Source organism: Methylobacterium sp. FW102-HT35C08 (assembly GCF_058790235.1).
Genome location: NZ_JBYTCL010000002.1, coordinates 1,639,713 through 1,659,325, shown reverse-complemented (window position 1 = coordinate 1,659,325; position 19,613 = coordinate 1,639,713). Strand labels below are relative to the sequence as shown.

22 protein-coding genes are annotated in these 19,613 nt (G+C 72.0%); 12 read left to right on the top strand and 10 right to left on the bottom strand.

The annotated features are described in order from the left end of the window. Window positions 1-12: 12 nt before the first annotated feature. The gene (locus AC3WSN_RS07905; protein WP_192709268.1) at window positions 13-165 is read right to left on the bottom strand and encodes a hypothetical protein; all 153 of its coding nucleotides are present in this window, start codon (window positions 163-165) and stop codon (window positions 13-15) included. Between the two features lie 38 nt (window positions 166-203). Further along, complete coding sequence (locus AC3WSN_RS07900) at window positions 204-596, bottom strand: hypothetical protein (RefSeq protein WP_492537121.1); 393 nt, start codon at window positions 594-596, stop codon at window positions 204-206. Between the two features lie 656 nt (window positions 597-1,252). On the opposite strand from AC3WSN_RS07900, the gene AC3WSN_RS07895 reads away from it, so the two are divergent. After that, entirely contained in the window at window positions 1,253-2,098 is an 846-nt protein-coding gene (locus AC3WSN_RS07895; RefSeq protein WP_192709270.1) for an outer membrane protein, read from the top strand. Between the two features lie 201 nt (window positions 2,099-2,299). Here AC3WSN_RS07895 and AC3WSN_RS07890 read toward each other — a convergent pair whose 3' ends face one another. After that, window positions 2,300-2,815, bottom strand: coding sequence for a hypothetical protein (locus AC3WSN_RS07890; RefSeq protein ID WP_492537119.1), 516 nt, complete (start codon window positions 2,813-2,815; stop codon window positions 2,300-2,302). Window positions 2,816-3,090: 275 nt separating this feature from the next. On the opposite strand from AC3WSN_RS07890, the gene AC3WSN_RS07885 reads away from it, so the two are divergent. The 7 genes from AC3WSN_RS07885 (at window position 3,091) to AC3WSN_RS07855 (ending at window position 7,364) form a co-directional block, all read left to right on the top strand. Then, window positions 3,091-3,306 carry a hypothetical protein gene (locus tag AC3WSN_RS07885; RefSeq protein WP_192709272.1) on the top strand — a complete coding sequence of 72 codons (216 nt, stop codon included), beginning with the start codon at window positions 3,091-3,093 and terminating at the stop codon, window positions 3,304-3,306. A gap of 59 nt (window positions 3,307-3,365) precedes the next feature. Continuing rightward, on the top strand, window positions 3,366-4,370 hold the full coding sequence (locus AC3WSN_RS07880) for an SDR family oxidoreductase (RefSeq protein ID WP_492537117.1): 1,005 nt from the start codon (window positions 3,366-3,368) through the stop codon (window positions 4,368-4,370). A 102-nt stretch (window positions 4,371-4,472) separates the two neighbouring features. Then, the gene (locus AC3WSN_RS07875) at window positions 4,473-4,682 is read left to right on the top strand and encodes a hypothetical protein (RefSeq protein WP_492537115.1); all 210 of its coding nucleotides are present in this window, start codon (window positions 4,473-4,475) and stop codon (window positions 4,680-4,682) included. A 156-nt stretch (window positions 4,683-4,838) separates the two neighbouring features. Beyond that, window positions 4,839-5,381 carry a sigma-70 family RNA polymerase sigma factor gene (locus AC3WSN_RS07870; RefSeq protein ID WP_192709274.1) on the top strand — a complete coding sequence of 181 codons (543 nt, stop codon included), beginning with the start codon at window positions 4,839-4,841 and terminating at the stop codon, window positions 5,379-5,381. Continuing rightward, window positions 5,378-6,226, top strand: coding sequence for an anti-sigma factor family protein (locus AC3WSN_RS07865; protein WP_492537113.1), 849 nt, complete (start codon window positions 5,378-5,380; stop codon window positions 6,224-6,226). Before AC3WSN_RS07870 ends, AC3WSN_RS07865 begins: the two co-directional genes overlap by 4 nt. Window positions 6,227-6,366: 140 nt before the next feature. Beyond that, entirely contained in the window at window positions 6,367-7,083 is a 717-nt protein-coding gene (locus AC3WSN_RS07860; RefSeq protein ID WP_492537111.1) for a helix-turn-helix transcriptional regulator, read from the top strand. Window positions 7,084-7,136: 53 nt separating this feature from the next. Next, on the top strand, window positions 7,137-7,364 hold the full coding sequence (locus AC3WSN_RS07855; RefSeq protein ID WP_192709276.1) for a DUF1127 domain-containing protein: 228 nt from the start codon (window positions 7,137-7,139) through the stop codon (window positions 7,362-7,364). A 27-nt stretch (window positions 7,365-7,391) separates the two neighbouring features. Here the strand turns inward: AC3WSN_RS07855 and AC3WSN_RS07850 are convergent, their stop codons facing one another. Beyond that, window positions 7,392-8,411, bottom strand: coding sequence for a zinc-dependent alcohol dehydrogenase family protein (locus AC3WSN_RS07850; RefSeq protein WP_492537109.1), 1,020 nt, complete (start codon window positions 8,409-8,411; stop codon window positions 7,392-7,394). Window positions 8,412-8,631: 220 nt separating this feature from the next. Here AC3WSN_RS07850 and serA point away from each other — a divergent pair, with 220 nt between their 5' ends. Beyond that, window positions 8,632-9,855: a phosphoglycerate dehydrogenase gene (gene serA / locus AC3WSN_RS07845; RefSeq protein WP_492537107.1), complete on the top strand. Its 1,224-nt coding sequence runs from the start codon at window positions 8,632-8,634 to the stop codon at window positions 9,853-9,855. Window positions 9,856-9,988: 133 nt separating this feature from the next. Here serA and AC3WSN_RS07840 read toward each other — a convergent pair whose 3' ends face one another. From AC3WSN_RS07840 to AC3WSN_RS07825, 4 genes are all read right to left on the bottom strand, one after another. Further along, complete coding sequence (locus tag AC3WSN_RS07840; protein ID WP_492537105.1) at window positions 9,989-12,010, bottom strand: family 2A encapsulin nanocompartment cargo protein cysteine desulfurase; 2,022 nt, start codon at window positions 12,008-12,010, stop codon at window positions 9,989-9,991. After that, the gene (locus tag AC3WSN_RS07835; RefSeq protein WP_492537103.1) at window positions 11,997-13,496 is read right to left on the bottom strand and encodes a family 2B encapsulin nanocompartment shell protein; all 1,500 of its coding nucleotides are present in this window, start codon (window positions 13,494-13,496) and stop codon (window positions 11,997-11,999) included. Before AC3WSN_RS07835 ends, AC3WSN_RS07840 begins: the two co-directional genes overlap by 14 nt. Window positions 13,497-13,930: 434 nt before the next feature. Then, on the bottom strand, window positions 13,931-14,776 hold the full coding sequence (gene cysE, locus AC3WSN_RS07830) for a serine O-acetyltransferase (protein ID WP_492537101.1): 846 nt from the start codon (window positions 14,774-14,776) through the stop codon (window positions 13,931-13,933). A 10-nt stretch (window positions 14,777-14,786) separates the two neighbouring features. Continuing rightward, window positions 14,787-14,993 carry a hypothetical protein gene (locus tag AC3WSN_RS07825; RefSeq protein WP_492537099.1) on the bottom strand — a complete coding sequence of 69 codons (207 nt, stop codon included), beginning with the start codon at window positions 14,991-14,993 and terminating at the stop codon, window positions 14,787-14,789. 535 nt (window positions 14,994-15,528) lie between these two features. Here AC3WSN_RS07825 and AC3WSN_RS07820 point away from each other — a divergent pair. The 3 genes from AC3WSN_RS07820 to AC3WSN_RS07810 all read left to right on the top strand — a co-directional run bounded on the left by AC3WSN_RS07820 (window position 15,529) and on the right by AC3WSN_RS07810 (window position 17,390). Beyond that, window positions 15,529-15,807: a hypothetical protein gene (locus AC3WSN_RS07820; RefSeq protein ID WP_192709283.1), complete on the top strand. Its 279-nt coding sequence runs from the start codon at window positions 15,529-15,531 to the stop codon at window positions 15,805-15,807. A gap of 40 nt (window positions 15,808-15,847) precedes the next feature. After that, window positions 15,848-17,080 carry a COG3904 family protein gene (locus AC3WSN_RS07815; protein ID WP_492537097.1) on the top strand — a complete coding sequence of 411 codons (1,233 nt, stop codon included), beginning with the start codon at window positions 15,848-15,850 and terminating at the stop codon, window positions 17,078-17,080. An 88-nt stretch (window positions 17,081-17,168) separates the two neighbouring features. Further along, complete coding sequence (locus AC3WSN_RS07810; RefSeq protein ID WP_192709285.1) at window positions 17,169-17,390, top strand: hypothetical protein; 222 nt, start codon at window positions 17,169-17,171, stop codon at window positions 17,388-17,390. A 32-nt stretch (window positions 17,391-17,422) separates the two neighbouring features. On the opposite strand, the gene AC3WSN_RS07805 is transcribed toward AC3WSN_RS07810, so the two are convergent. Together AC3WSN_RS07805 and AC3WSN_RS07800 are read right to left on the bottom strand one after the other, a co-directional pair. After that, entirely contained in the window at window positions 17,423-18,229 is an 807-nt protein-coding gene (locus tag AC3WSN_RS07805; RefSeq protein WP_192709286.1) for an ABC transporter ATP-binding protein, read from the bottom strand. Beyond that, window positions 18,226-19,593 carry an ABC transporter substrate-binding protein gene (locus AC3WSN_RS07800; RefSeq protein WP_492537095.1) on the bottom strand — a complete coding sequence of 456 codons (1,368 nt, stop codon included), beginning with the start codon at window positions 19,591-19,593 and terminating at the stop codon, window positions 18,226-18,228. The genes AC3WSN_RS07805 and AC3WSN_RS07800 overlap by 4 nt, the downstream gene beginning before the upstream one ends. Window positions 19,594-19,613: the final 20 nt, after the last annotated feature.

The window sequence follows — 19,613 nt, the reverse complement described above, 5'->3', positions numbered from 1 at the left end:
CCGGGGTGTCGGTCACCGGAGCCTCCACACCCGCGGATTGGTGGCGACCACCGCCAGGACGTAGAAGGCCACGCCGAGCGGCGTCCCGTAGGCCACGACGGCAACGCCGATCCCGATCCAGGCCGACAGTAGGGCCAGCATCGACAGCAGCGCGAGCGGGTTCATGCGCGTCTCCCCGAGGTTTCAACCGCTGCGCCGGATCGTCATCGCGCGGGCGCCCGTGCCTGCGCGACGAACGCCGTCGGCACATAGCGCCGGATGCAGGCGAGGGAAGCCGCGAGCGCGGGCCGGCTGAGGAACGGCCCGAACACGACCGGCGCATCGCCCGGCGGCGCCGCGAAGGCGTCGCCCGCATCGAAGCGGGCCGGGAGCCCGCAGCCCCGGCCCGCTTGCGCGATCGCCGCGCCCGCGGGCGTGGGGTCTTCCGGCCCGATGAAGCGCGTCAGCAGCGTGCTTCGGATCGAGCCGGCATAGATCCACCAGCCGACCGTCTCCTCCTCGACCGCCCCGACCGGCCTCGACAGCCCGGACAGCGCGGCGGCGACGAGCCCGCACGCCGCGAGCTGCCGCGCGATCCGCCCGTTTACCCTCGGCATCCGTCGCTTCTCCACAGGTCGCCTGTCCCGTCCCCGCACAAGTCCTGCCGATGGCAGAGCGTGTGTGGCCTGAGGTTCCGACCCGCAACCCGGCGGGTTCGAGCCAGGTTACGATGATCAGAACGGTGATGCCAAGAACTGGTCCGCGCCGGGACAGTTTCCGAGCGCAGGGACTTCGCCGCGCGCCTGGATCAGGACTGTGCGGCGACCGCACCGGCCCGCAGGACAACGTCCCGGATGCGGACCGGACCCGGACGGCGATTGCCAGGCTGCCGGCCGTTCACGCCGGCACGGCAACCGGCCGCGTCGTAAATTAATGTTAACCGCGTTCCGCACCCCGGAGCAGGCTTGCGGGCCGATCGCCGGTAGGATCTAAGAAATGATGAAGCTTCCTGGTTGGTCCTGGGAACATTCACGAGCGAACTCGAGCCCCGTCCGCCACCGCGCGGCGGGGCTTTTTGTTTCCGGAAACATTCGGATACGCTCTCGCATCGCTGCTTGAGCCGGCGAAAAGCGGGATGTGCTCTAACGCACTAGGCCGCCTCGGCCCGAAAGCCTGGATTCCAGGCTGTTGCAGCGCTGCACTATCGCGTCCTCGCATCCTGTCGTTCTTGTCGCCGGGTCAACATCCCGCCCAACGGGAGACAGAGGACCAGATGATCAAGACGCTTCTTCTCGCGAGCGCCGCCACGGCTCTCCTGGCCGGCGCCGCCTCGGCCGCCGACCTGCCGCGCCGCGCCGCTCCGCCGCCGGTGTTCACCCCCGTCCCGGTCTTCACCTGGACCGGCTTCTACGCGGGCTTCAACGCCGGCTACGCCTTCGACGCCAGCAGCAACAACACCAACAGCTTCGCCGTGCCGGGTGGCCCGGGCGGCTTCACGGGCGGCGGCCCGGGCACGACGGCCTTCTTCAGCCAGCGGAACCAGGAAGGTTTCACCGGCGGTGGCCAGATCGGCTACAATGTCCAGTTCACCCCGGGCTCGGGCGTGGTCGTCGGCATCGAGGCCGACGCCCAGTACCTCGACTTCGGCCGCAACCGGAACAACGGCTTTGCTGCCGGCCTGTCGCCCGCCTACTACGTGACCGACCCGCGCGGCCTGTCGAGCCTCGACTTCTTCGGCACCGTGCGCGGCCGCATCGGCTACGCCTTCGACCGCGTGCTGGTGTACGGCACCGGCGGCTTCGCCTACGGCTCGGGCAGCGCTGACCGCTCGTTCGGCGGCTTCGCCGGCAACGACAGCTTCCGCACCGGCTACGCGGTCGGCGGCGGCATCGAGTACGCCCTCCCGACCGACTCGTTCCTGAACTTCTTCCGCTCGTCCGCCGTGACGCTGAAGGTCGAAGGCCTGTACGTGAACCTCGACCGCAACACCCGCAACCAGGGTGCGCTCGTGATCAACGCCGCCTCGAACGCCCCGGCCTATTACAGCCCGGTCGGCCGCCGCGACGACGAGTTCGCCGTCGTCCGCGCCGGCCTGAACTACAAGTTCGGCTCGTACTAAGGGCGCTTCGCGAACGCTCCCTTCGCGCCGAACGGCGCGGAGGGGGCCTCCCGGTGATCGGGATCTTGCGTGGCCTCCGGCCTGCCGCACCCCGCTCGACCTTGAGCATCCCCAGCCCGATCAGACTGGCCGCTTGAGCCGAGGAGCGTCCCGGGAGTCACTCCCGGGACGTTTTGCTGTCTGGAGAGCCTCTGGCCGGGTTCAGGCGTGGACGGCGTGCTCGAGCTGCGCCTTCGACATCCGCGACCGGCCCGGCACGTTCTGCGCGCGGGCCTTGCGCATCAGCTCCGCCTTCGTCGTGGGGTCCTTGTCGCCCTTGCCGGCCTTGCGCGCCGCGGCGGACTTCTCGGCGGCCGCCTTCGGCTGCTTCGAGAACTGCTTGCCCTTGCGCGTGTCGGCCCGCTTCTTGGCCGTGCTGGCGGCGTATTCCGTGTCGGTCAGGCTCTCGCGGGCCTTCTTGGGCAGATAGCGCTCGCCGGTCTTGCCGCTCGCCTTGCCCGACTTCGTGCCCCACTCCTCGTCGGTCCACTGCTTGAGGTGGTTGTCGTCCGCCTTCTTGCCGGCGTAGCCGCCCCCTTCCTTCTTGTATTCGGCCGTCGCCATCTGCGCCTTGCGCGCCGACCACTGGCCAGGCTTGCCGCCCTTGTTCGACTTCGTGACCTGCGTCTTGACCTTGTCCCACAGCTTGGGATCGGTCTTCTTGGCAGTTCCTGACATCGCCGCGCCTCGCGAATTAAGATTTGGCGGACAACACGGGACGTGCTGCTCCGTTCCTGCGGTCCGGTGACCCGGCACGAAGCCGGGCCCCGGGGCGGGGGCGATCCCGGTCACGGCGGCCGAAGGACGCGCATCCTGTTCCCGGCCCATCCGCTCCTGGGCGCCTTGCGCGCGGCCCTGCAGAACGTCCCGGATACGTCGGCGGTCTTGCCGGGTTGGCCACGAGGGACAGGCGCGCCGGACGTCGACCTCACGGACTTCGAAAAGGATGCAGCATGGCCGACGCGCCGAACGACACGCAGGCCCAGCGGATGCCCCACGGCAAGCCTGAGAGCGAAGGGCTGGCGAACGCGCCCCTCGACACCGCGACCGGCACGGTCAAGCCGCAGGACGGTCCGATGGAACGGGCCGGTACCGAGAAGGAAGAAGCGCGCCGGGGTGGAACGAGCCTCGGGGCGGAGCGGGACCGGCCGAGCGGCAGCCGGGGCTGAGCGCGGACGGCGCGTCCGGGTCCGGACCCGGACGCGCGATCATGGAGAGAGGAAGACGCATGCGGATTCGGCACAAGCCCCTGCGTGAGCAGGTGATCGTCATCACCGGCGCCTCCAGCGGGATCGGCCTTGCCACGGCCCGCGCGGCCGCGCGCCGGGGCGCCCGCGTCGTCCTGGCGGCGCGCAACGCCGCCGCCCTCGACGACATCGTTCACGACATCCGGGAGCAGGGCGGCGAGGCATGCGCCGTCGTGACCGACGTGTCGCGCCGGGAGGATATCGAGGCCCTGGCCGCCGAAGCCGTGCGCGCCTATGGCGGCTTCGACACCTGGGTCAACAATGCCGGCCTCTCGATCTTCGGCCGCCTCGAGGAGGTCTCGGACGCGGACCATCGCCGGCTGTTCGACGTCAATTTCTGGGGGATCGTCTACGGCTCGACCGTGGCGCTGCAGCACCTGAGGCGATCGGGCGGCGCGCTGGTGAACCTGGGCTCGGTGGCCTCCGATCTCGCCTTCCCGATCCAGGGCATGTACTCCGCCTCCAAGCACGCGATCAAAGGCTTCACGGACGCGCTCCGGATGGAGCTGCAGGAGGAGGGCGCTCCGGTCTCGGTGACGCTCATCAAGCCGGCCTCGATCGACACGCCGTTTCCGGAGCACGCCCGGAACTACATGACGCGGGCCCCGAAGCTGCCGCCGCCGGTCTACGATCCGGCGGATGTCGCGGAGGCGATCCTGTACGCCGCGGAGCACGGTCCGCGGGATGTCTATATCGGCGGCGGCGGCAAGCTGATGAGTTCGCTGCGCAAGCGCGTTCCCGCGGCGACCGACTGGATGGGCGCCGCCGTGGTGTCCAAGACCCAGAAGGCCGGGGTGGCCGGGCGGGACCGGAACGGAGCCCTCTACGCGGCCGGCCGCGACGGCGCCGTCCGGGGAGGCTCGCCCCACCACGTCATGCGCAGCGTCTACACGCAGGCCTCGATCAACCCGGTCCTCACCGGGATCCTGCTCGCGGGCGCCACGGCGGCCGCGGCCTCGCTGCTGGGCCGCCCGGGCCGGTCCTAGGCGCCCGCGACGCGAGGCCGTCCCGGCCGGCAGGGAAGCCGATCTTTCAGCGCGGGATCGCGCGCATCCGAGCGCGCGATCCCGCTTCTGTCGGGAGAGTCCATGGCCCGCGATCAGAGCGGCGGCGCGACGCCGTCTCCCGAGGAACGGGCGGCGGGGGCCCGCGCCGGCCGGAAGCACCTCGGCGAGGACGGCCGGCCGCAGACGCGCCCCACCCCCGAGGCGCAGGAGGCTGACCGCACCGCGATGACGGTGGCCGGGAAGCCGGAGCCGATCCCGCGCACCACCGAGGACGGCCTGGACGAGGCCTAAGCTCTTCACGGGCGCGTTCGCCGGCGACGGCCCGGGAATAAAGCCGGCGGCCTGTCGGTTCTTGATCCCGTGACTCAGGGCTGCAGGGTGGCGCCCCATGGCTTCGCTGGATCTCGACGGAGGCCCCCCGGCCCGCTGCGCCGCCGGGTGGACCCTATGACCACCCTGGCGCGCGCGCGCTTCAGCCAGCTCGTCCTGCCGCGCCTCGACGAGGGCTACCGCCTCGCGCGCTGGCTCACCGGCAACGCCACCGATGCCGAGGACGTGATGCAGGAGGCCTGCCTGCGCGCCTACCGGGCGATCGAGGGTTTCGCCGAGGGCAACGCCCGGGCGTGGTTCCTGACCATCGTCCGCAACACGGGCTATTCCTGGCTGCAGCGGCACCGGCCACGGGCCGTGATCTTCGCCGAGGACCTCGCGCCGGAGGCCCAGGCCGCGCTGGAGACCGGAGGCCTCCTGGCCCAGGCGCCGGAGACGCCCGAGGCGGCGCTCATCGCCCGCGACGATGCGGGGCATCTCGCCCGGGCGGTGGAGGCCCTGCCGGTCGCCTTCCGGGAGGCGCTGGTCCTGCGCGAGTATCACGGCCTCAGCTACCGGGAGATCGCCGCCGTGACGAACGTCCCGATCGGAACCGTGATGTCGCGCCTCGGCCGCGCGCGGCAGCACCTGCTGGCTCGGCTAGCGGAGGACGGGCGATGACCGACGACGACGAGACCCTCCTGCTCCTCAGCGCCTACGCGGATGGCGAGCTGTCGCCCGGCGAGGTCCTGGCCATGGAGCGCCGTCTCGCGGCCGAGCCCGGAGCACGGGTTGCGGCGGAGCGTCTGCGCACCCTCTCGACGGCGCTGCGCGAGACCCTGGCCGGCCCCCCCGCCCCGGAGGCCCTGCGGGCGCGCGTGATCCAGGAGATCGGCTTCGCAGATCCGCCGCCCGAGCACGCATCGGAAGGCGCGTGGGGCGGCCGTTCGGGAGGAGGCTGGCGCGGGTCCTGGCGCGGGTCCTGGCGCGGATCCTGGCGCGGATCCTGGCGCGGATCCTGGCAGGCGCTGGCCGCGACGCTCCTTCTCGGCCTCGTCGGCGGCGCCGCGCTCGGCAGCGGCGCCTATCGCGATCGCCCCGAGACACCGGCCACGATCGAGGCCGTGCTGGCCGGCCACCTGCGCGGCCTCGCGGCGCCGCAGCCCTTCGACATCGCCTCCTCCGACCGGCACGTGGTCAAGCCCTGGTTCAACGGCCGGACGACTATCGCCCCCGACGCGCCGGATCTCGCCGACCAGGGCTTTCCGCTGATCGGCGGCCGGGTCGACATCGTCACCCACACGCCCGTGCCGACCCTCGTCTATCGCCGGGACCGGCACGTGATCAGCGTCACGGTGGTCCCGGCCGCCGACAGCCCGCCGGCCGGCGAGGAGCGGCGGGACGGGTCCACGATCGAGCGCTGGAGCCTCGGCGATCTGACCTACTGGGCGGTTTCGGACCTGAACGCGCGCGACCTGCGCGGCTTCGTCGACCTGTACCGGTCCCGGACCGGGCGACCGGGATAGGACGCCCCGGGAATACAATCATCGTCCCACGGTTTATCACTCTATCGCCCCATCGATTTGATGAGGATCCGCGCGTGATCGCCGAACTTGGACCGAATAGGGCAATATCCGGAGACGTATCCGGATCCGCGCCCGGACCCGTGCGGGCCTGGCGGTTCATCGCCGGCGGGAGCGACCGCACCGCCTTCGACCCGGTGCTCGTCGAGACGGCGCTTCACCTGCTGATCGAGCATTTCGAGCAGGGGCTGGCGGTCACCGACCGGTGCGGACGCGTGCAGTTCCTGAATCGCGCCGCCCGCGCCTATCTCGGCCGGGGCCTCCTGCGCCTCGAGCGAGGCTGCCTGCGCGGGACCAAGCCCGCGGATTCCGCGGCCCTGCGCAGGATCATCGCGGATGGCGTCGCCGGGCATTGCGGCTCGGTGCGCCTCGAAGGCGACGGCGCTCCGCTGCTGGTCGCTGCCTGCGCGATCCCTCCGCCCGCCGGCGCAGTGCCTGAGGGCGCCGTGCTCCTGCGTCTCGTCGATCCCGCGGCGGCGCGCCTGCCGACCGCCGCAATGCTGCAGGACCAGTTCGGCTTCACCCCCGCCGAGGCGGCTCTGGCGGTGGACATCCTGGCCGGACACGACCTCGCGGCGAGCGCGGCGCACCGCCGGATCACCCGGAACACGGCGCGCGTGCATCTGCGCCACCTCTTCGAGAAGACCGGCGCCCGCCGGCAGGCGGAGCTGATGCGCCTGCTCCTGCTCTGCCCGCAGCCGATCGCCGCCGCACAATCTGGCGGCACCGAAATATCCGCTTTCGGGCCGTTCAGTAGTTCAAATGGAGGATGCAAATACAGATCAATACAGCGAAGTTGACTCGGCCGATCGTGGATAGACCACAGATCTCTCGGCTCAACGGAGGCTGAATAATGATCTTCTCGCTCCTGAGCTCTATCCAGAAGCGTCGCACGGCGGCGCGGAATTTCCGTGTCCTCTCGGCTCTCGACGACGAGATGCTCCACGATATCGGTCTGGACCGGCGGACGCTCCACGCCTTCTGCGAGAACGGCTGCACGCACACGCCCGTCCCGCCGAGCCGGCCGGACGCGCCCTGGGCGGCCGTGATGCCCGGCCCGCTGGGGGCCGCCTTCCGCTGAACGCCCGATCCGTCCCCCCGGGGCCGCTCAGATCTCGACGCAGATCTTGCCGAAGTGGCGGTTGCTCTCCTGGTGGCGGAACGCCGCGACGAGCTCGTCGAGCGGATAGCGACTGTCGACCACCGGCCGCAGCCCGCAGGCCTCGATCCCGCGGACCATCTCGATCTGGTGGCGACGGCTTCCGACCAGCACGCCCTGCAGGCGGATCTGCTTCAGAAGCGCCGGGACCAGCGGTAGCTCGCCCGCCACGCCCGTCAGGATGCCGATCACCGAGATGTGGCCGGCGACCCGGACGGCGGCCATGGACTGTTCCAGCGTCGCCGGCCCGCCGACGTCGAGGACGTGATCGACGCCGCGCCCGTCCGTCAGGCGCCGGGCGGACTCGCCCCAGGCCGGGTCGGCGCGGTAGTTGATGACGTGGTCGGCGCCGAGCGCGCGCAGGCGCTCCAGCTTGGCGTCGCTGGAGGAGGTGGCGATCACCGTGGCGCCGGCCGCCTTGGCGAATTGCAGGCCGAACAGCGATACGCCGCCGGTGCCCTGCACCAGCACGACGTCGCCGCTCTTCAGGCCGGCATCGGCGTGCAGCGCCCGCCACGCGGTCAGGCCGGCGGTGGTCAGCGTCGCCGCCTCGGCGTGATCCCAGCCCCGGGGGGCGCGGGTGAAGGCGGTGGCCGGTGCGGTCACCCGCTCGCGGGCGTAGCCGTCGACCCCGTCGCCCGGAACGGTGGCGAAGCCCTCGACCAGCGGCGTGCCCTCGAGCCAGGTCGGGAAGAAGGTGCTGACCACCCGATCGCCCACGGTGAATTCGGTCACGCCCGGCCCCACGGCCTCGACCGCGCCGGCCCCGTCGGACATCGGGATGCGCGGCTCGCTCGGGCCCCACATCCCGCTGACCACGGCGTAGTCGTGGTAGTTGAGGGAGCTCGCCCGCAGGCGGACGGTGATCGCGCCGGGCCCCGGCTCCGCTACCAGCCGCTCCCCGAAGGTCACGCGTTCGAAGCCGCCGCCCGGCTGGACGATGACGGCCCGGGCTGTCGATCCGGTCATGACGCACCTGTCGCTCCGCGGCCTCCGCCGCCGGGAGGCGGACCCTGGCAGGCGGCGCGGCCGACGTCGAGGGGCCGGGCGGCCTCGGTCAGCCCGGGCCCGTAGCCCGCGGCGGACGTTCCGGCCCGGATGGGCGCGCATGCGCCGCGCGCCCTTGCCGCTGCGCTGCGGCACCGGCAAGGTCATAGGTCAGATTCCGTCCGTCGAAGGAGGACAGACCGTGTTGACCGAGCGCGTCGTTCTGACCGAAAGCATAGCGCCGACAGCGTCCAAGGTCTTCACGCAGGCCGGGATCGGCGACATCCGGCAATGGCCTCGGGCCGTCAGCCCCGAGGATGCCGGTGATCTTGCCGGCGCCACCGTCCTGGGCATCCGCTCGCGCACGAAAGTCACCGCCGCGCTGCTCGACGCGCTGCCCGACCTGACCGCCGTCGGGTGCTTCAGCGTCGGGACCAACCAAGTCGACCTCGAGACGGCGCGCGCCCGCGGCCTGCCGGTCTTCAACGCGCCGTTCTCGAACACGCGCAGCGTCGCCGAACTCACGATCGGCGAGATCGTGATGCTGCTCCGGCGCATCCTGCCACGCTCGGAATCCGCCCATGCCGGCGGCTGGGACAAGTCGGCCACCGGCGCCTTCGAGGTGCGCGGCAAGACCCTCGGGATCGTCGGCTACGGGAATATCGGCGCGCAGCTCTCGAACCTCGCCGAGGCGATGGGCATGCGCGTGATCTTCTACGACCTGACCGACAAGCTCCGTCACGGCAACACCGAGCCGGCCGAGAGCTTCGAGGCGCTGCTCGCCGCCAGCGACGTCGTCAGCCTGCACGTCCCGGAGACGCCGCTGACCCACGGGCTCATGAGCGCGGACCGGATCCGCGCGATAAAGCCCGGGGCTTACCTGATCAACAACAGCCGCGGCACCGTCGTGGACCTGGACGCGCTGGCCTCGGCCCTGCGCGACGGGCATCTCGCCGGGGCCGCGATCGACGTCTTCCCGGTGGAGCCCACCTCCAACGCGGAGCGCTTCGTGTCGCCCCTGCAGGGCCTCGCGAACGTCATCCTCACCCCGCATGTCGGCGGTTCGACGGAGGAAGCCCAGGACCGCATCGGCGCGGAGGTGGCCCGCAAGCTGGTCGACTACGTCCAGACCGGATCGACGCTGGGCGCGGTGAACTTCCCGCAGGTGCAGCTGCCGCCGCGCCTGTCCGGCGCGCGCTTCCTGCACGTGCACCGGAACGTGCCCGGCGTGCTCGGGCAGATCAACGCGATCTTCTCGGGCCGCGCGCTCAACATCGACGCGCAGTACCTGCAGACGGACGGCGAGTTCGGCTACGTCGTGGTCGATGCCTCGGTGCGGCCGGACGAGGCGGAGGCGGTGCACCGCGCGCTGTGGGCCATCGACGGCACGGTCCGGACGCGGCATCTCCGGCCGGCGGCGGGGTGAAGAGCCCGGATTCGAAAGGTCCGGGACCTGCTGCGGGTGCAGGACGAAGCCCTGCCGAGACACAGCATCAGGGCTCCGCCCCGATACCCCGCCCAAGGGCATGCCCTTGGGGATCCCGCAACAGGGCGCCGGCTCAATGCCGCGGCAGGGTGTGCAGCGCCCTCAGGAAGGCGTCGACATCCGCGCGGGTGTTGTAGAAGGCGAGCGAGGCCCGCACCGACTGGTCGACCCCGAACCGGCGCAGGGCCGGCAGGGCGCAGTGGTGGCCCGAGCGCACCGCGATGCCGTGCGCGTCGAGGTGGTGGGCCACCGCCTCGTTCGCCTGTCCCTCGATCACGAAGGACATCACGCTCGCCTTCTCCCGGGCGGTACCGATCAGGCGCAGGCCCTTCACGTCGGCAAGGCCGCCCTGCGCATACGCCAGGAGGTCGTGCTCGTAGGCGGCGATCGCCGGCATGCCGAGGCCCGCGAGGTAGTCGAGCGCCGCCCCGAGACCGGCCGCCCCGGCGATGTCGGGCGTGCCCGCCTCGAACTTCTCGGGCGCGCCCTTGTAGACGGTCTTCGCGAAGGTGACGTCCTCGATCATGTGGCCGCCGCCCTGCCAGGGCGGCATCGCCTCGAGCAGGTGGGTCTTGCCGTAGAGCGCGCCGATGCCCGTCGGCCCGAACACCTTGTGGCCGGAGAAGACCAGGAAATCGGCGTCGAGGGATTGGACGTCCAGCGGCATGTGCGGCGAGGATTGCGCCGCGTCGACCAGCACCGGCACCCCGTAGGCGTGGGCGAGCTGGATGATCTCCCGCACCGGGTTCACGGTGCCGAGCGCGTTGGCCACCTGCGTCACCGAGACGATCTTCGTGCGGCCCGACAGCAGCGCCGCGTACTGCTCGAAGATCATCTCGCCCCGGTCGTTGACCGGGATCACCCGGAGCGTCGCCCCGGTCTGCTGCGCCAGCAGCTGCCAGGGCACGATGTTGGCGTGGTGCTCGATGGTCGAGACGATGATCTCGTCGCCCGGGCCGATCTGGGCCCGGCCGTAGGAATTGGCGACGAGGTTGATCGCCTCCGTGGTGCCGCGCAGGAAGACGATGTCGTCCTTCGACGGGGCGTTGAGGAAGCGGCGCACCGCCTCGCGGCCACCCTCGAACAGGTCGGTGGAGCGCGCCGCCAGGGTGTGGGCGGCCCGGTGGATGTTCGAGTTGTGCCGCCCGTAGAATTCCGCGGTCGCGTCGATCACGGCTTGCGGCTTGTGGGTGGTGGCGGCGTTGTCGAGCCAGACCAGCGGGTGGCCGTTGACGCTCTGGTGCAGGGCCGGGAAATCCCGGCGGACATGCTCCACGTCGAAGGGCGCCGCCACCGGGCTCGACCCGTGCGACGTCACCCGCGGCGCCGGGCCCGGGTCGCGGGCCGGTTCGACCCGCGGGCTCGCCGGCACCCTGCGGGCCGGCCCGGGGCCGAGGTTCAGGAAGTAGTAGTCGGAGGGCGGCGCCTCGGGCGCCCGGGACAGCCGGCCGGTCCGGGCGGAGCGCTCCTGCGCCGCATCGCGCCCGGCCTGCGACGGGTCGGCCGGCACGAGCTGCGGGGCGAGGGCGTGCGCGAAGGCGTTGGCGCGCGGGTGGTCCGCGGCGATCTGCCGGTGCAGCTCCGGACCGCCGGGGAGGGCGGCCGCCAGCGCCGGGGCGCCGGCGAAGGCGAAGTCCGGCAGCACGGGGCGCGGGCTCGCCGGGTGGACCGGCGGGATCGCCGCCGGGATCACAGCCCTTTCCGCGAAGGCCGGGCTCGCGGGTGCGAGATTCGGCAGGGTCGGCCCGGAGAGGCCCGGCAGGCCGACCGGCGGCGCCCCGAAGGAGCGCGCCGCCAGCGCCGACGCGTCGGGCTGCAGGCCGGCGGGCTGGCCGCCGGCAGGCGCCGAGGGCACGCCCAGGGACGCGCTCGGCAGCGGCGCGCCGCCCGGGCCCTGGGGCAGGCTTTCGAGAGCCTGCGGGACCTGGGGGCTGGCGGGGATCGACGGGGCGAAGGGCTGGCTCGCGGCCTGCCCCTGCCCGACGATCTCCCGGGCGAGGCGCCCGACGAGATCCGCGTGGAGACGGTCGGACGGCGCCACATCGCCTGGGCTCGCCCCGGGCAGCCCGAGGGCGAAGGCCTCAGGCGTAGTCATGGTAATTGCCCAGCAGCACGTTATCGAGGCGGGCGATCGCGTCCTCGACCAGCACGGCGGCCGAGAAGTAGCGGGTCACGAGGTGCGAGGCGATCGAGTGGTCGTTGGTGCCCATGTAGCGCACCGACAGGCCGGGCTCGATCTCGCCGGTCACGCCGGACTTCTGCAGGCCGACCACGCCCTGCTCGCCCTCGCCGACCCGCAGCAGCAGGATCGAGGTGGTCTCGGCCCCGGTCACCGGGTCGATGTCGATCGGCAGCTTGTCGCTCGGCACCAGCGGCACGCCGCGCCAGGTGATGAACGGCGCGCCGAACAGGTGGACGACGACCGGCGGCACGCCGCGGCGGGTCGCCTCCCGGCCGAAGGCCGCGATGGCGCGGGGATGGGCCACGAAGAAGGCGGGCTTCTTCCAGACCAGCGTCAGCAGCTCGTCGAGGTCGTCCGGGGTGGGCGGGCCGCCGCGGGTCGGGATGCGCTGGCGCGGGCCGACCTCGTGGAGCAGGCCGAACTGCGAATTGTTCAGGAGTTCCCACTCCTCGCGCTCCTTCACGGCGTCGACCGTGAGGCGGATCTGCTCGCGGAGCTGGTCGATCTCGTTGGAGTAGAGATCGGTGACCCGCGTGTGGGTGTTGAGGATCGTCTGGATGGTCGAGAGGTGGTACTCGCGCGGATCGACCTCGTAGTCGACGAAGGTCGTGGGCAGGCGCGGCTCGCCGGCATGGACCGCCAGCAGCTCGATGCCCTGCTCGCCGTAGGAATTGGTGTGCCCTTTGAGGCGGTCGCGCTCCTCGCGGTACTGCGCGATCTTGGCGCGGATCTCCTCGCTCTCCACCGCCGCGGCGTCGAGGGTCAGGAGGGTCACGGCCGACAGGGCCTTCACGGCCGGGGCGGGGGCGCGCTCACCGGCGAGACCGGCATCGCCGAAATAGTCGCCCTTCGTGGCCAGGCCCTGGCGCAGGCGGCCCTTGTAGGGGCCCGACAGGGTCAGCTCGACCGTGCCGTCGGCCACGACCGTGAGGCTGCGGCCCGCGGAACCCTCCTCGTGGATCACCGCGCCCGCCTGGTGCCGGCTCTCGGTGAACTTGGCCGCCAGCGCGGCGAGCTCGGAATCGCCGAGCCGGCTGAACAGCGGCACGGCGCGCAGCGAGGCGGGACGGATCACCCGGCTCTTACCATCTCCCTTGCCGTCGCCCTTGCCGTCGCCCTTGCCGTCGCCCTTGCCGTCGCCCTTGCCGTCGCCCTTGCCGTCGCCCTTGCCGTCGCCCTTGCCGTCGCCCTTGTCCTCGGCGGCGAGATCGATCCGGCCGGGCTTGGCCAGCACGACGGCGCGGCGGTTGACGCGGTAGACCCCGCCCGCCACGTCCACGAAGGGCAGGAGCCGCAGCAGCCAGCGCGGCGTGTTGGCCGCGTTCTGGACCGAGGTGACGGTCGCCGTCGCAAGATTGCGTGCCGCCGTGGCGCTCACGCTCAGACCCGGTCCGCTCATCGTTCGTCCTCACTCCAGTCAGGGTTGCAGGCGCGCCGCATCGATCCGCGCGGCGGCTTTTCGCCCCGCAGCCTGTGCAGGGCGGTCGTAAAACGTCACGATCAAGACTTGATGACGAGAACGGCCCGTCGAAGCCGCATCGTCGATAGATGAGTCAGGTGTTTTCCGGCGTTCGGATCACATTTCTTCGCCGCTCAGCAGGCCTCAATGCATCCCGTCTCCGTCAGATCCTAGATAAAGTCTGATTCGGCCGGGGGTCAACGAAATGGTTTCCCAATTTTGATCTGGAAACTGGAAGGCGATCCTCTGGCATGCACAGCGCATAGGACATCACATTCGTCCGGACGCGAGTTCCGAGAATTTAATTTTGTCGGATCGGCGTGCGCGGCGGCGGCCGGACGACTTTGTTTTAAAGAAGAATTTCTCGGCGTGCCTCAGATCCCGTCCCCGTAGCCGAAGGACTGGTCCATGCTGAGTGCCGGCTCCTCGTCCACGGGCAGGCGCGAGACGACCCGGGCCGGCACGCCCGCCACGGTCGTGTGAGGCGGCACGTCCTGCAGCACCACCGCGGCGGCCGCGACCTTGGCGCCCGCGCCGACCCGGATGTTGCCCAGCACCTTGGCGCCGACGCTGAGCAGCACCCCGCGCTCGATCTTGGGATGCCGGTCGCCGCTCTCCTTGCCGTTGCCGCCGAGCGTCACCGACTGGAGGATCGAGACGTCGTCGGCGATCACCGTGGTCTCGCCGATCACCACCCCGGTGGCGTGGTCGATGAACACGCCGGAGCCGATCCGGGCCGCCGGGTGGATGTCGCAGCCGAAAACCTCGGAGATCCGGCTCTGGACGTGCAGCGCCAGGGTCGCCCGGCCCTGGTGCCAGAGCCAGTGACCGACCCGGTAGGCCTCCAGCGCCGCCAGACCCTTGTAGAACAGGAACGGGTCGAGGTAGCGGCGGCAGGTCGGGTCGCGCTCGCGGATCGCCACGAGGTCGCGCACCGCGTGGGCGCCGGCCTGCGGGTCGGCCTCGAAGGCCGACAGGCACAGGTCGCGCATCGACAGCCGGGCCAGGTCGCCGTCCCCGAGCCGGTGGGCGAGGCGGTAGGCGAGGGCCTGGGCCAGCGAGCGCTGGTCGAGGATCGTCGCCTGGATGATCCCGGCATAGAGCGGCTCCTCGATCAGGGCCGCCTCGGCCTCGGCGCGCAGGGCCGCCCAGACCTCGGATTCCGCGGTGCTGCGGCTCGTGGCGCGCAGGGGCGGCTGGGTCGAAGCCAGGGCGGTCATCGCAGAACGATCACGGCACGGGCCGGAACAGGTCGGGCAGGTAGCGCTCCAGGATGGCGTACCCCTGGAACTCCACGTCCCTCGTGGCCGGTGCGTCGCCCGCGCGGTGGATGCCCACCACCCGGCCCCGGGCGTGACGCCAGATGCCCAGGATCTCGGCGAGGTCCGGCCGCGCGAACACGACCGCGTCGCCCTGCATCATCGTCGCTGAGGCCATCCGGCCGGTCCCCCTGGATTGGCCGCGCGCGGCGGCCCGATTCTGCGGCGGTCGTCGCCGGACCTGCGATCGGCCCGGTCGCGAAAAGTCGTTTTCGGATGCCCGGGCGGCGGAGAACGTTTCGGTCGCACAGGGCCGGAACGGGAGCATCATTTTTCGCTAAGTCTTTGTTACAGAACGATATTTATGGATCGTCCCGCATTTGGCAAGCCCCGCTCGCAGGGACGTGTGCCGGTGCGGGGGCTCGGGATCGCGCGCAGCCGCGGCGGCCGCTCCCGCGCCGGACCTCACCTTCTGCTCCGGGATGCGCCTTCGACGAACAACCTGCGCTGCAAGTCCTCGCCAATTTGGCAGCACATTCTCGGTCTCGGCCGCTAGATTGAGAGGGTCGACGGACAGTCGATGCAGAGCCGGATGAGGTTTGCCGTGAGCGCCAGCAATGATCGGATCGCCCTGATGACTGTGCCGTGTCTGCCGTGTTGCCGCGTCCAGAAGAAGGAGACCGCACGACATCAGACACGAGAGGCGACCAGCGATGCTGACCTATGAGACGGCCCGGAACACCCAACCTGACCTGAGCGCCGAAACGGCCGCGTCCCTCGGCCGAGCCCTGTCCCGGAGCGTCCGCTCCCACCCCTCCCATGAACGCGCCGCCCTGGCGAGCGCCCTCGACGACGGGCTGATGCCCGACGAGGTGGCCCGGATCCTCGCCGGCCGGCGGGTGGCCGAGGCCTTCCCGGTCCGCTGGGGCGAGAGCCCGGAAGCCTACGCGTCCCGGACCGTCTCCGAGATGTTCGTCGCCTACCTCCAGTAGCCGCGCCCGCCGCCCCGATCACCTGGACTGGAAACCTGCCATGTCGGTCTTCCCCCGCGGGTGGAAGCGCCGGACGGGAACGGCTGCCTGCGCGCTTGCCCTGGCGCTCGGCACCGCGGGCCCGACCGCCGCCGGGCCCCTGCCGAAGGGCCGCGCCTCTGCGGCGGGCGGGCCGGACATCCCGGCCCGGCTCACGATCGGCCCGGGCGGCCGGGACCTGCGGCTCGCGGGCGACCTCACCGAGGGCGTCGCCGCGCGGGTCGCGGGGATCCTCGCCGCGCAGCCGCAGATCGGGCGCATCCACCTCACCAGCGACGGTGGCCTGGTGGAGGAGGGGGCGGCGATCGGGGCGCTCGTGGCGGCGCGGGGGCTGTCCACCTACGTGCCCGATGCCTGCGCGTCAGCCTGCACGCTGATCTTCGTCCGCGGCCGGACCCGCGCCCTCGCGACCGGAGGACGGCTCGGCTTCCACGCGCCCTACGAGCTCGGCGCGCACGGCCGGATGCGCCCGGTGGATTCCGCGCCGGAGCGGGCGGCCTATCGCGCCGCCGGCCTGCCGGCCGCCTTCGTGGCGCGGGCCCTGGCGGTGCCCCCGGCCGGGATCTGGATCCCGGAGGCGGAGGAGTTGCGCGCGGCCGGCATCGTCACCGAGATCGTCGGACCAGACCGCTTCCCCGATTCCACCCTCGACGCGGATCCGAGCGAGGCCGGGGCTCGGGCCGCGATCCTGCGCGCCCTGCCGATCCTGCGGCAGGCCGAGGCGGCGGGGCTCGATCCGATCGCCCGGTGGTACCGGGACGGCTACGCGGCGGGACGGCCGGAGGCGGAGGCGGCGGCGGGCCTGAAACGGCTGGCGGCCGCCTATCTGCGGCGGCGCTTCCGGGCGGCCGATGACGGCGTCGTCCGGGCGCTGGGGCGCCGGGTCCTGGCGATGATGCGGGCCGCCGAGCCGCGGGACGCGTCCGCCTGCGGGGCTCTGGCCGCCGGCGACTTGGTGGCGCTCGACGCGCGGCTCCGCACCGAGAGGCCCGGCGCGTTCGGGCTGGCCCCGCTCCTCGCGCGGACGCGCGGGGCGCTGCCGGGCCGGAGGGACCCGTCCGATCCCGTGGCGGGCGCCCCGATCCCGAGTCCCCTCCGATCGGAGGATTGCGCCAGGCGGATCGCCGGCGCGACGCACGCCCTCGCGCTGCCGCCCCGCCAATCGGCGGCGGCGCTCCGGTCCCTGTTCCTGGCCGAGCCGCAGCAGACGCTCGCCAACGGCGCTGCGCCGTAGCGCCCCCCTCGACACGCGGCGCCGGCGCCTATCTTCGCACCGTCAGTCGGGCCACGGCAGGGCGCCGACCGGTCGGGAGGAAGGACGGATGCCGGATTATCGCCTGCGCGGGGCGGCCCGTGGCGAGGACGGGGAGATCGGCGCGCCGATCGTCGACGAGGTGCTCACGGCGGTCGACGCCAAGGAGGCGGTGCGGCTGGCCAACAGCCGCTCGGTCACGGTCGACGACGAGGCGGTCAACGCCCTCTGGCTGGTCGATGCGAACGGGACCCTGCTCTGGTCCCTGCGCCGGGCCGACCGGGAGAGCTGACGGCGCCGTTCCGCGTCGCCTCGGCGCGGTCGTCAGGCCGGCGCAGGGACGCGCGAACCGGGCGACCGGTCGGAGGCGGGGCGCGCGGCGCCGCCGAGATACAGGGCCTGGACGTCGTCCCGCGCCCGCAGGGCCGCTGCGCTGCCGGCGAGCGCGCTGCGTCCGTTCTCCAGCACCACGGCGTGGTGGGCGTGGCGCAGGGCGAGGCGGACATTCTGCTCGGCCACCAGCAGGGTCAGGCCCTCCGTCCGGTTCAGGCCGGTGAGCACCCGGTAGATCGCCTCCACCACCTTGGGCGCGAGCCCCATGGAGGGCTCGTCGAGGACGAGCAGCCGGGGCCGGCCCATCAGCGCCCGGCCGATCGCCGCCATCTGCTGCTCGCCGCCCGAGAGCAGGCCCGCGGCGACGTCCCGCTTGGCGGCGAGAGCGGGGAACAGGCCGTAGACCCGCTCCAGGTCGGCGCGCACGGCCCCGCGGCTCGAGCCGCGCCCGAGGCCGCCCGCGACGAGATTGTCCCGGACGCTCAAGCCCCGGAAGCAGTGGCGCCCCTCCAGCACGCCCACGAGCCCGGCGCGGACGAGGGCATCGGTCCGAGTCCGCGTCACGTCCCGTCCGTCGAAGGCGAGGCGCCCGGCCGTGACCTGCCCGCGCAGGGCCGGCAGCAGGTTCGACGCCGCCCGCAGCAGCGTGGTCTTGCCGGCGCCGTTGGCGCCGACCAGGGCGGCGATCTCCCCCGCCCGGACCGCGAGACCGACGCCGTGCAGGGCGTGGACTGCCCCGCCGTAGACGACCTCCAGCGCTTCGACCTCGAGGAGCGGCCGACCGGCGCCGTCGCTCATCGGCCCGCCGCGGCGGCCTGCTGGCCGCCCTGGCTGTCGGCGGCCTCCTCGGCCGCGCAGTCGCGCGGGGTGAGGCCGTGCTCCTTGGCGTAGGCGGTCGACGAGGCCTCGATGATCGGGCGCAGGCTCGCCCAGTCGGGGGCGATCCAATCGGACACGACATTCCACTTCGCCCCATCCCATTGCTGGAAGGTGACGCGGCCCTCGCCCTCGTGGTTGGCGCAGGTGACGTTGATCGAGTGGAACAGACCCTTGGCGCCCAGCGCCGCCACCCGGGCCTCGTCGAGGCGGAGGTGCTCGAAGCCCCAGCGCACCTCGTCGCCCGTGAGGGTCCGGTGGCCGAACCGCGTTTGCGCGATCCGCACCGCCTCGACGTTGAGGATGCCGTTCAGCACCCCGAGATTGTGGTAGACGCTGCCGATCCGCTTCCGGTCGGCGAGGTTGCCGTTGCCGGCCCCGTAGACCTTGCCGACGACCTCCTGGATCACCGGGTAGGCGGTGCCCGAGGCCTGGGTCGTGATCGCGACGTAGCCCTTGGCGGCCTCGCCCGCCGGGATCACGTCCTCCTCCGAGTTCGACCAGACATTGCCGACGATGCGGTCGGCCGGGAAGCCGGTCTTCTGGGCGGTCTTCAGGGCCACCGGGTTCATCACGCCCCAGCCGCGCAGCACCACGAAGTCGGGCCGCAGGCGCCGGATCGTGAGCCACTGCGACTGCTGCTCGTTGCCGGGATGGGGCACCTCGATCTGCGCGACGGTGAAGCCGTAGCGCTTGGCGAGCTGCGCGTAGATCGGGATCGTCTCCTTGCCGTAGGGCGAGCCGTGGTAGAGCACCGCGACGGTCTTGCCCTTCAGCTTGTCGAGCCCGCCCGCCCGGGTGCCGAGATACTGGATGATGCCGCTCGTCTCGCTGTAGGGGTTGAGCAGCAGCGGGAAGACGTAAGGAAAGACCCGGCCGTCGGTGGAATCGGTGCGGCCGTGGTTGATCGTGATCAGCGGCACCTTGTCGGCGGTGATCCGATCGATCATCGCGTAGGCGATGCCCACGGAGAGCGGGTTCCAGGCGGCGATGCCGGGCCGGGATTTCAGCCGCTCGTAGACCTCGACGCCGCGCTCGACCTCGTACTGGGTCTCGCCCTCGCTCCAGGTGAGCGTCACGCCGTTCACGCCGCCGTCGCGGGCGTTGATCAGGGTCAGGTAGTCGATGAAGCCCCCGAAGAAGCCGGTCCCGCCGGCCGCGTAGGGGCCGACCCGGTAGCTCTGGAGCGGGAAATACTGCTCGTCGGCGGTTGCGGCACCGGCGGCACCGGCGAGGAGGGTCGCGCCCGCGAGGAGCGCGGCGCGGAGGCGGATCTTCGGCATCATGGGCGTCCTGTGATTGGTCG

Bases quoted from the DNA above. Each gene is read 5' to 3' on its own strand.
- AC3WSN_RS07905 (WP_192709268.1), bottom strand. From the start codon at position 165: ATGAACCCGCTCGCGCTGCTGTCGATGCTGGCCCTACTGTCGGCCTGG.
- AC3WSN_RS07900 (WP_492537121.1), bottom strand. From the start codon at position 596: ATGCCGAGGGTAAACGGGCGGATCGCGCGGCAGCTCGCGGCGTGCGGG.
- AC3WSN_RS07895 (WP_192709270.1), top strand. From the start codon at position 1,253: ATGATCAAGACGCTTCTTCTCGCGAGCGCCGCCACGGCTCTCCTGGCC.
- AC3WSN_RS07890 (WP_492537119.1), bottom strand. From the start codon at position 2,815: ATGTCAGGAACTGCCAAGAAGACCGATCCCAAGCTGTGGGACAAGGTC.
- AC3WSN_RS07885 (WP_192709272.1), top strand. From the start codon at position 3,091: ATGGCCGACGCGCCGAACGACACGCAGGCCCAGCGGATGCCCCACGGC.
- AC3WSN_RS07880 (WP_492537117.1), top strand. From the start codon at position 3,366: ATGCGGATTCGGCACAAGCCCCTGCGTGAGCAGGTGATCGTCATCACC.
- AC3WSN_RS07875 (WP_492537115.1), top strand. From the start codon at position 4,473: ATGGCCCGCGATCAGAGCGGCGGCGCGACGCCGTCTCCCGAGGAACGG.
- AC3WSN_RS07870 (WP_192709274.1), top strand. From the start codon at position 4,839: ATGACCACCCTGGCGCGCGCGCGCTTCAGCCAGCTCGTCCTGCCGCGC.
- AC3WSN_RS07865 (WP_492537113.1), top strand. From the start codon at position 5,378: ATGACCGACGACGACGAGACCCTCCTGCTCCTCAGCGCCTACGCGGAT.
- AC3WSN_RS07855 (WP_192709276.1), top strand. From the start codon at position 7,137: ATGATCTTCTCGCTCCTGAGCTCTATCCAGAAGCGTCGCACGGCGGCG.
- AC3WSN_RS07850 (WP_492537109.1), bottom strand. From the start codon at position 8,411: ATGACCGGATCGACAGCCCGGGCCGTCATCGTCCAGCCGGGCGGCGGC.
- AC3WSN_RS07840 (WP_492537105.1), bottom strand. From the start codon at position 12,010: ATGACTACGCCTGAGGCCTTCGCCCTCGGGCTGCCCGGGGCGAGCCCA.
- AC3WSN_RS07835 (WP_492537103.1), bottom strand. From the start codon at position 13,496: ATGAGCGGACCGGGTCTGAGCGTGAGCGCCACGGCGGCACGCAATCTT.
- cysE (WP_492537101.1), bottom strand. From the start codon at position 14,776: ATGACCGCCCTGGCTTCGACCCAGCCGCCCCTGCGCGCCACGAGCCGC.
- AC3WSN_RS07825 (WP_492537099.1), bottom strand. From the start codon at position 14,993: ATGGCCTCAGCGACGATGATGCAGGGCGACGCGGTCGTGTTCGCGCGG.
- AC3WSN_RS07820 (WP_192709283.1), top strand. From the start codon at position 15,529: ATGCTGACCTATGAGACGGCCCGGAACACCCAACCTGACCTGAGCGCC.
- AC3WSN_RS07815 (WP_492537097.1), top strand. From the start codon at position 15,848: ATGTCGGTCTTCCCCCGCGGGTGGAAGCGCCGGACGGGAACGGCTGCC.
- AC3WSN_RS07810 (WP_192709285.1), top strand. From the start codon at position 17,169: ATGCCGGATTATCGCCTGCGCGGGGCGGCCCGTGGCGAGGACGGGGAG.
- AC3WSN_RS07805 (WP_192709286.1), bottom strand. From the start codon at position 18,229: ATGAGCGACGGCGCCGGTCGGCCGCTCCTCGAGGTCGAAGCGCTGGAG.
- AC3WSN_RS07800 (WP_492537095.1), bottom strand. From the start codon at position 19,593: ATGATGCCGAAGATCCGCCTCCGCGCCGCGCTCCTCGCGGGCGCGACC.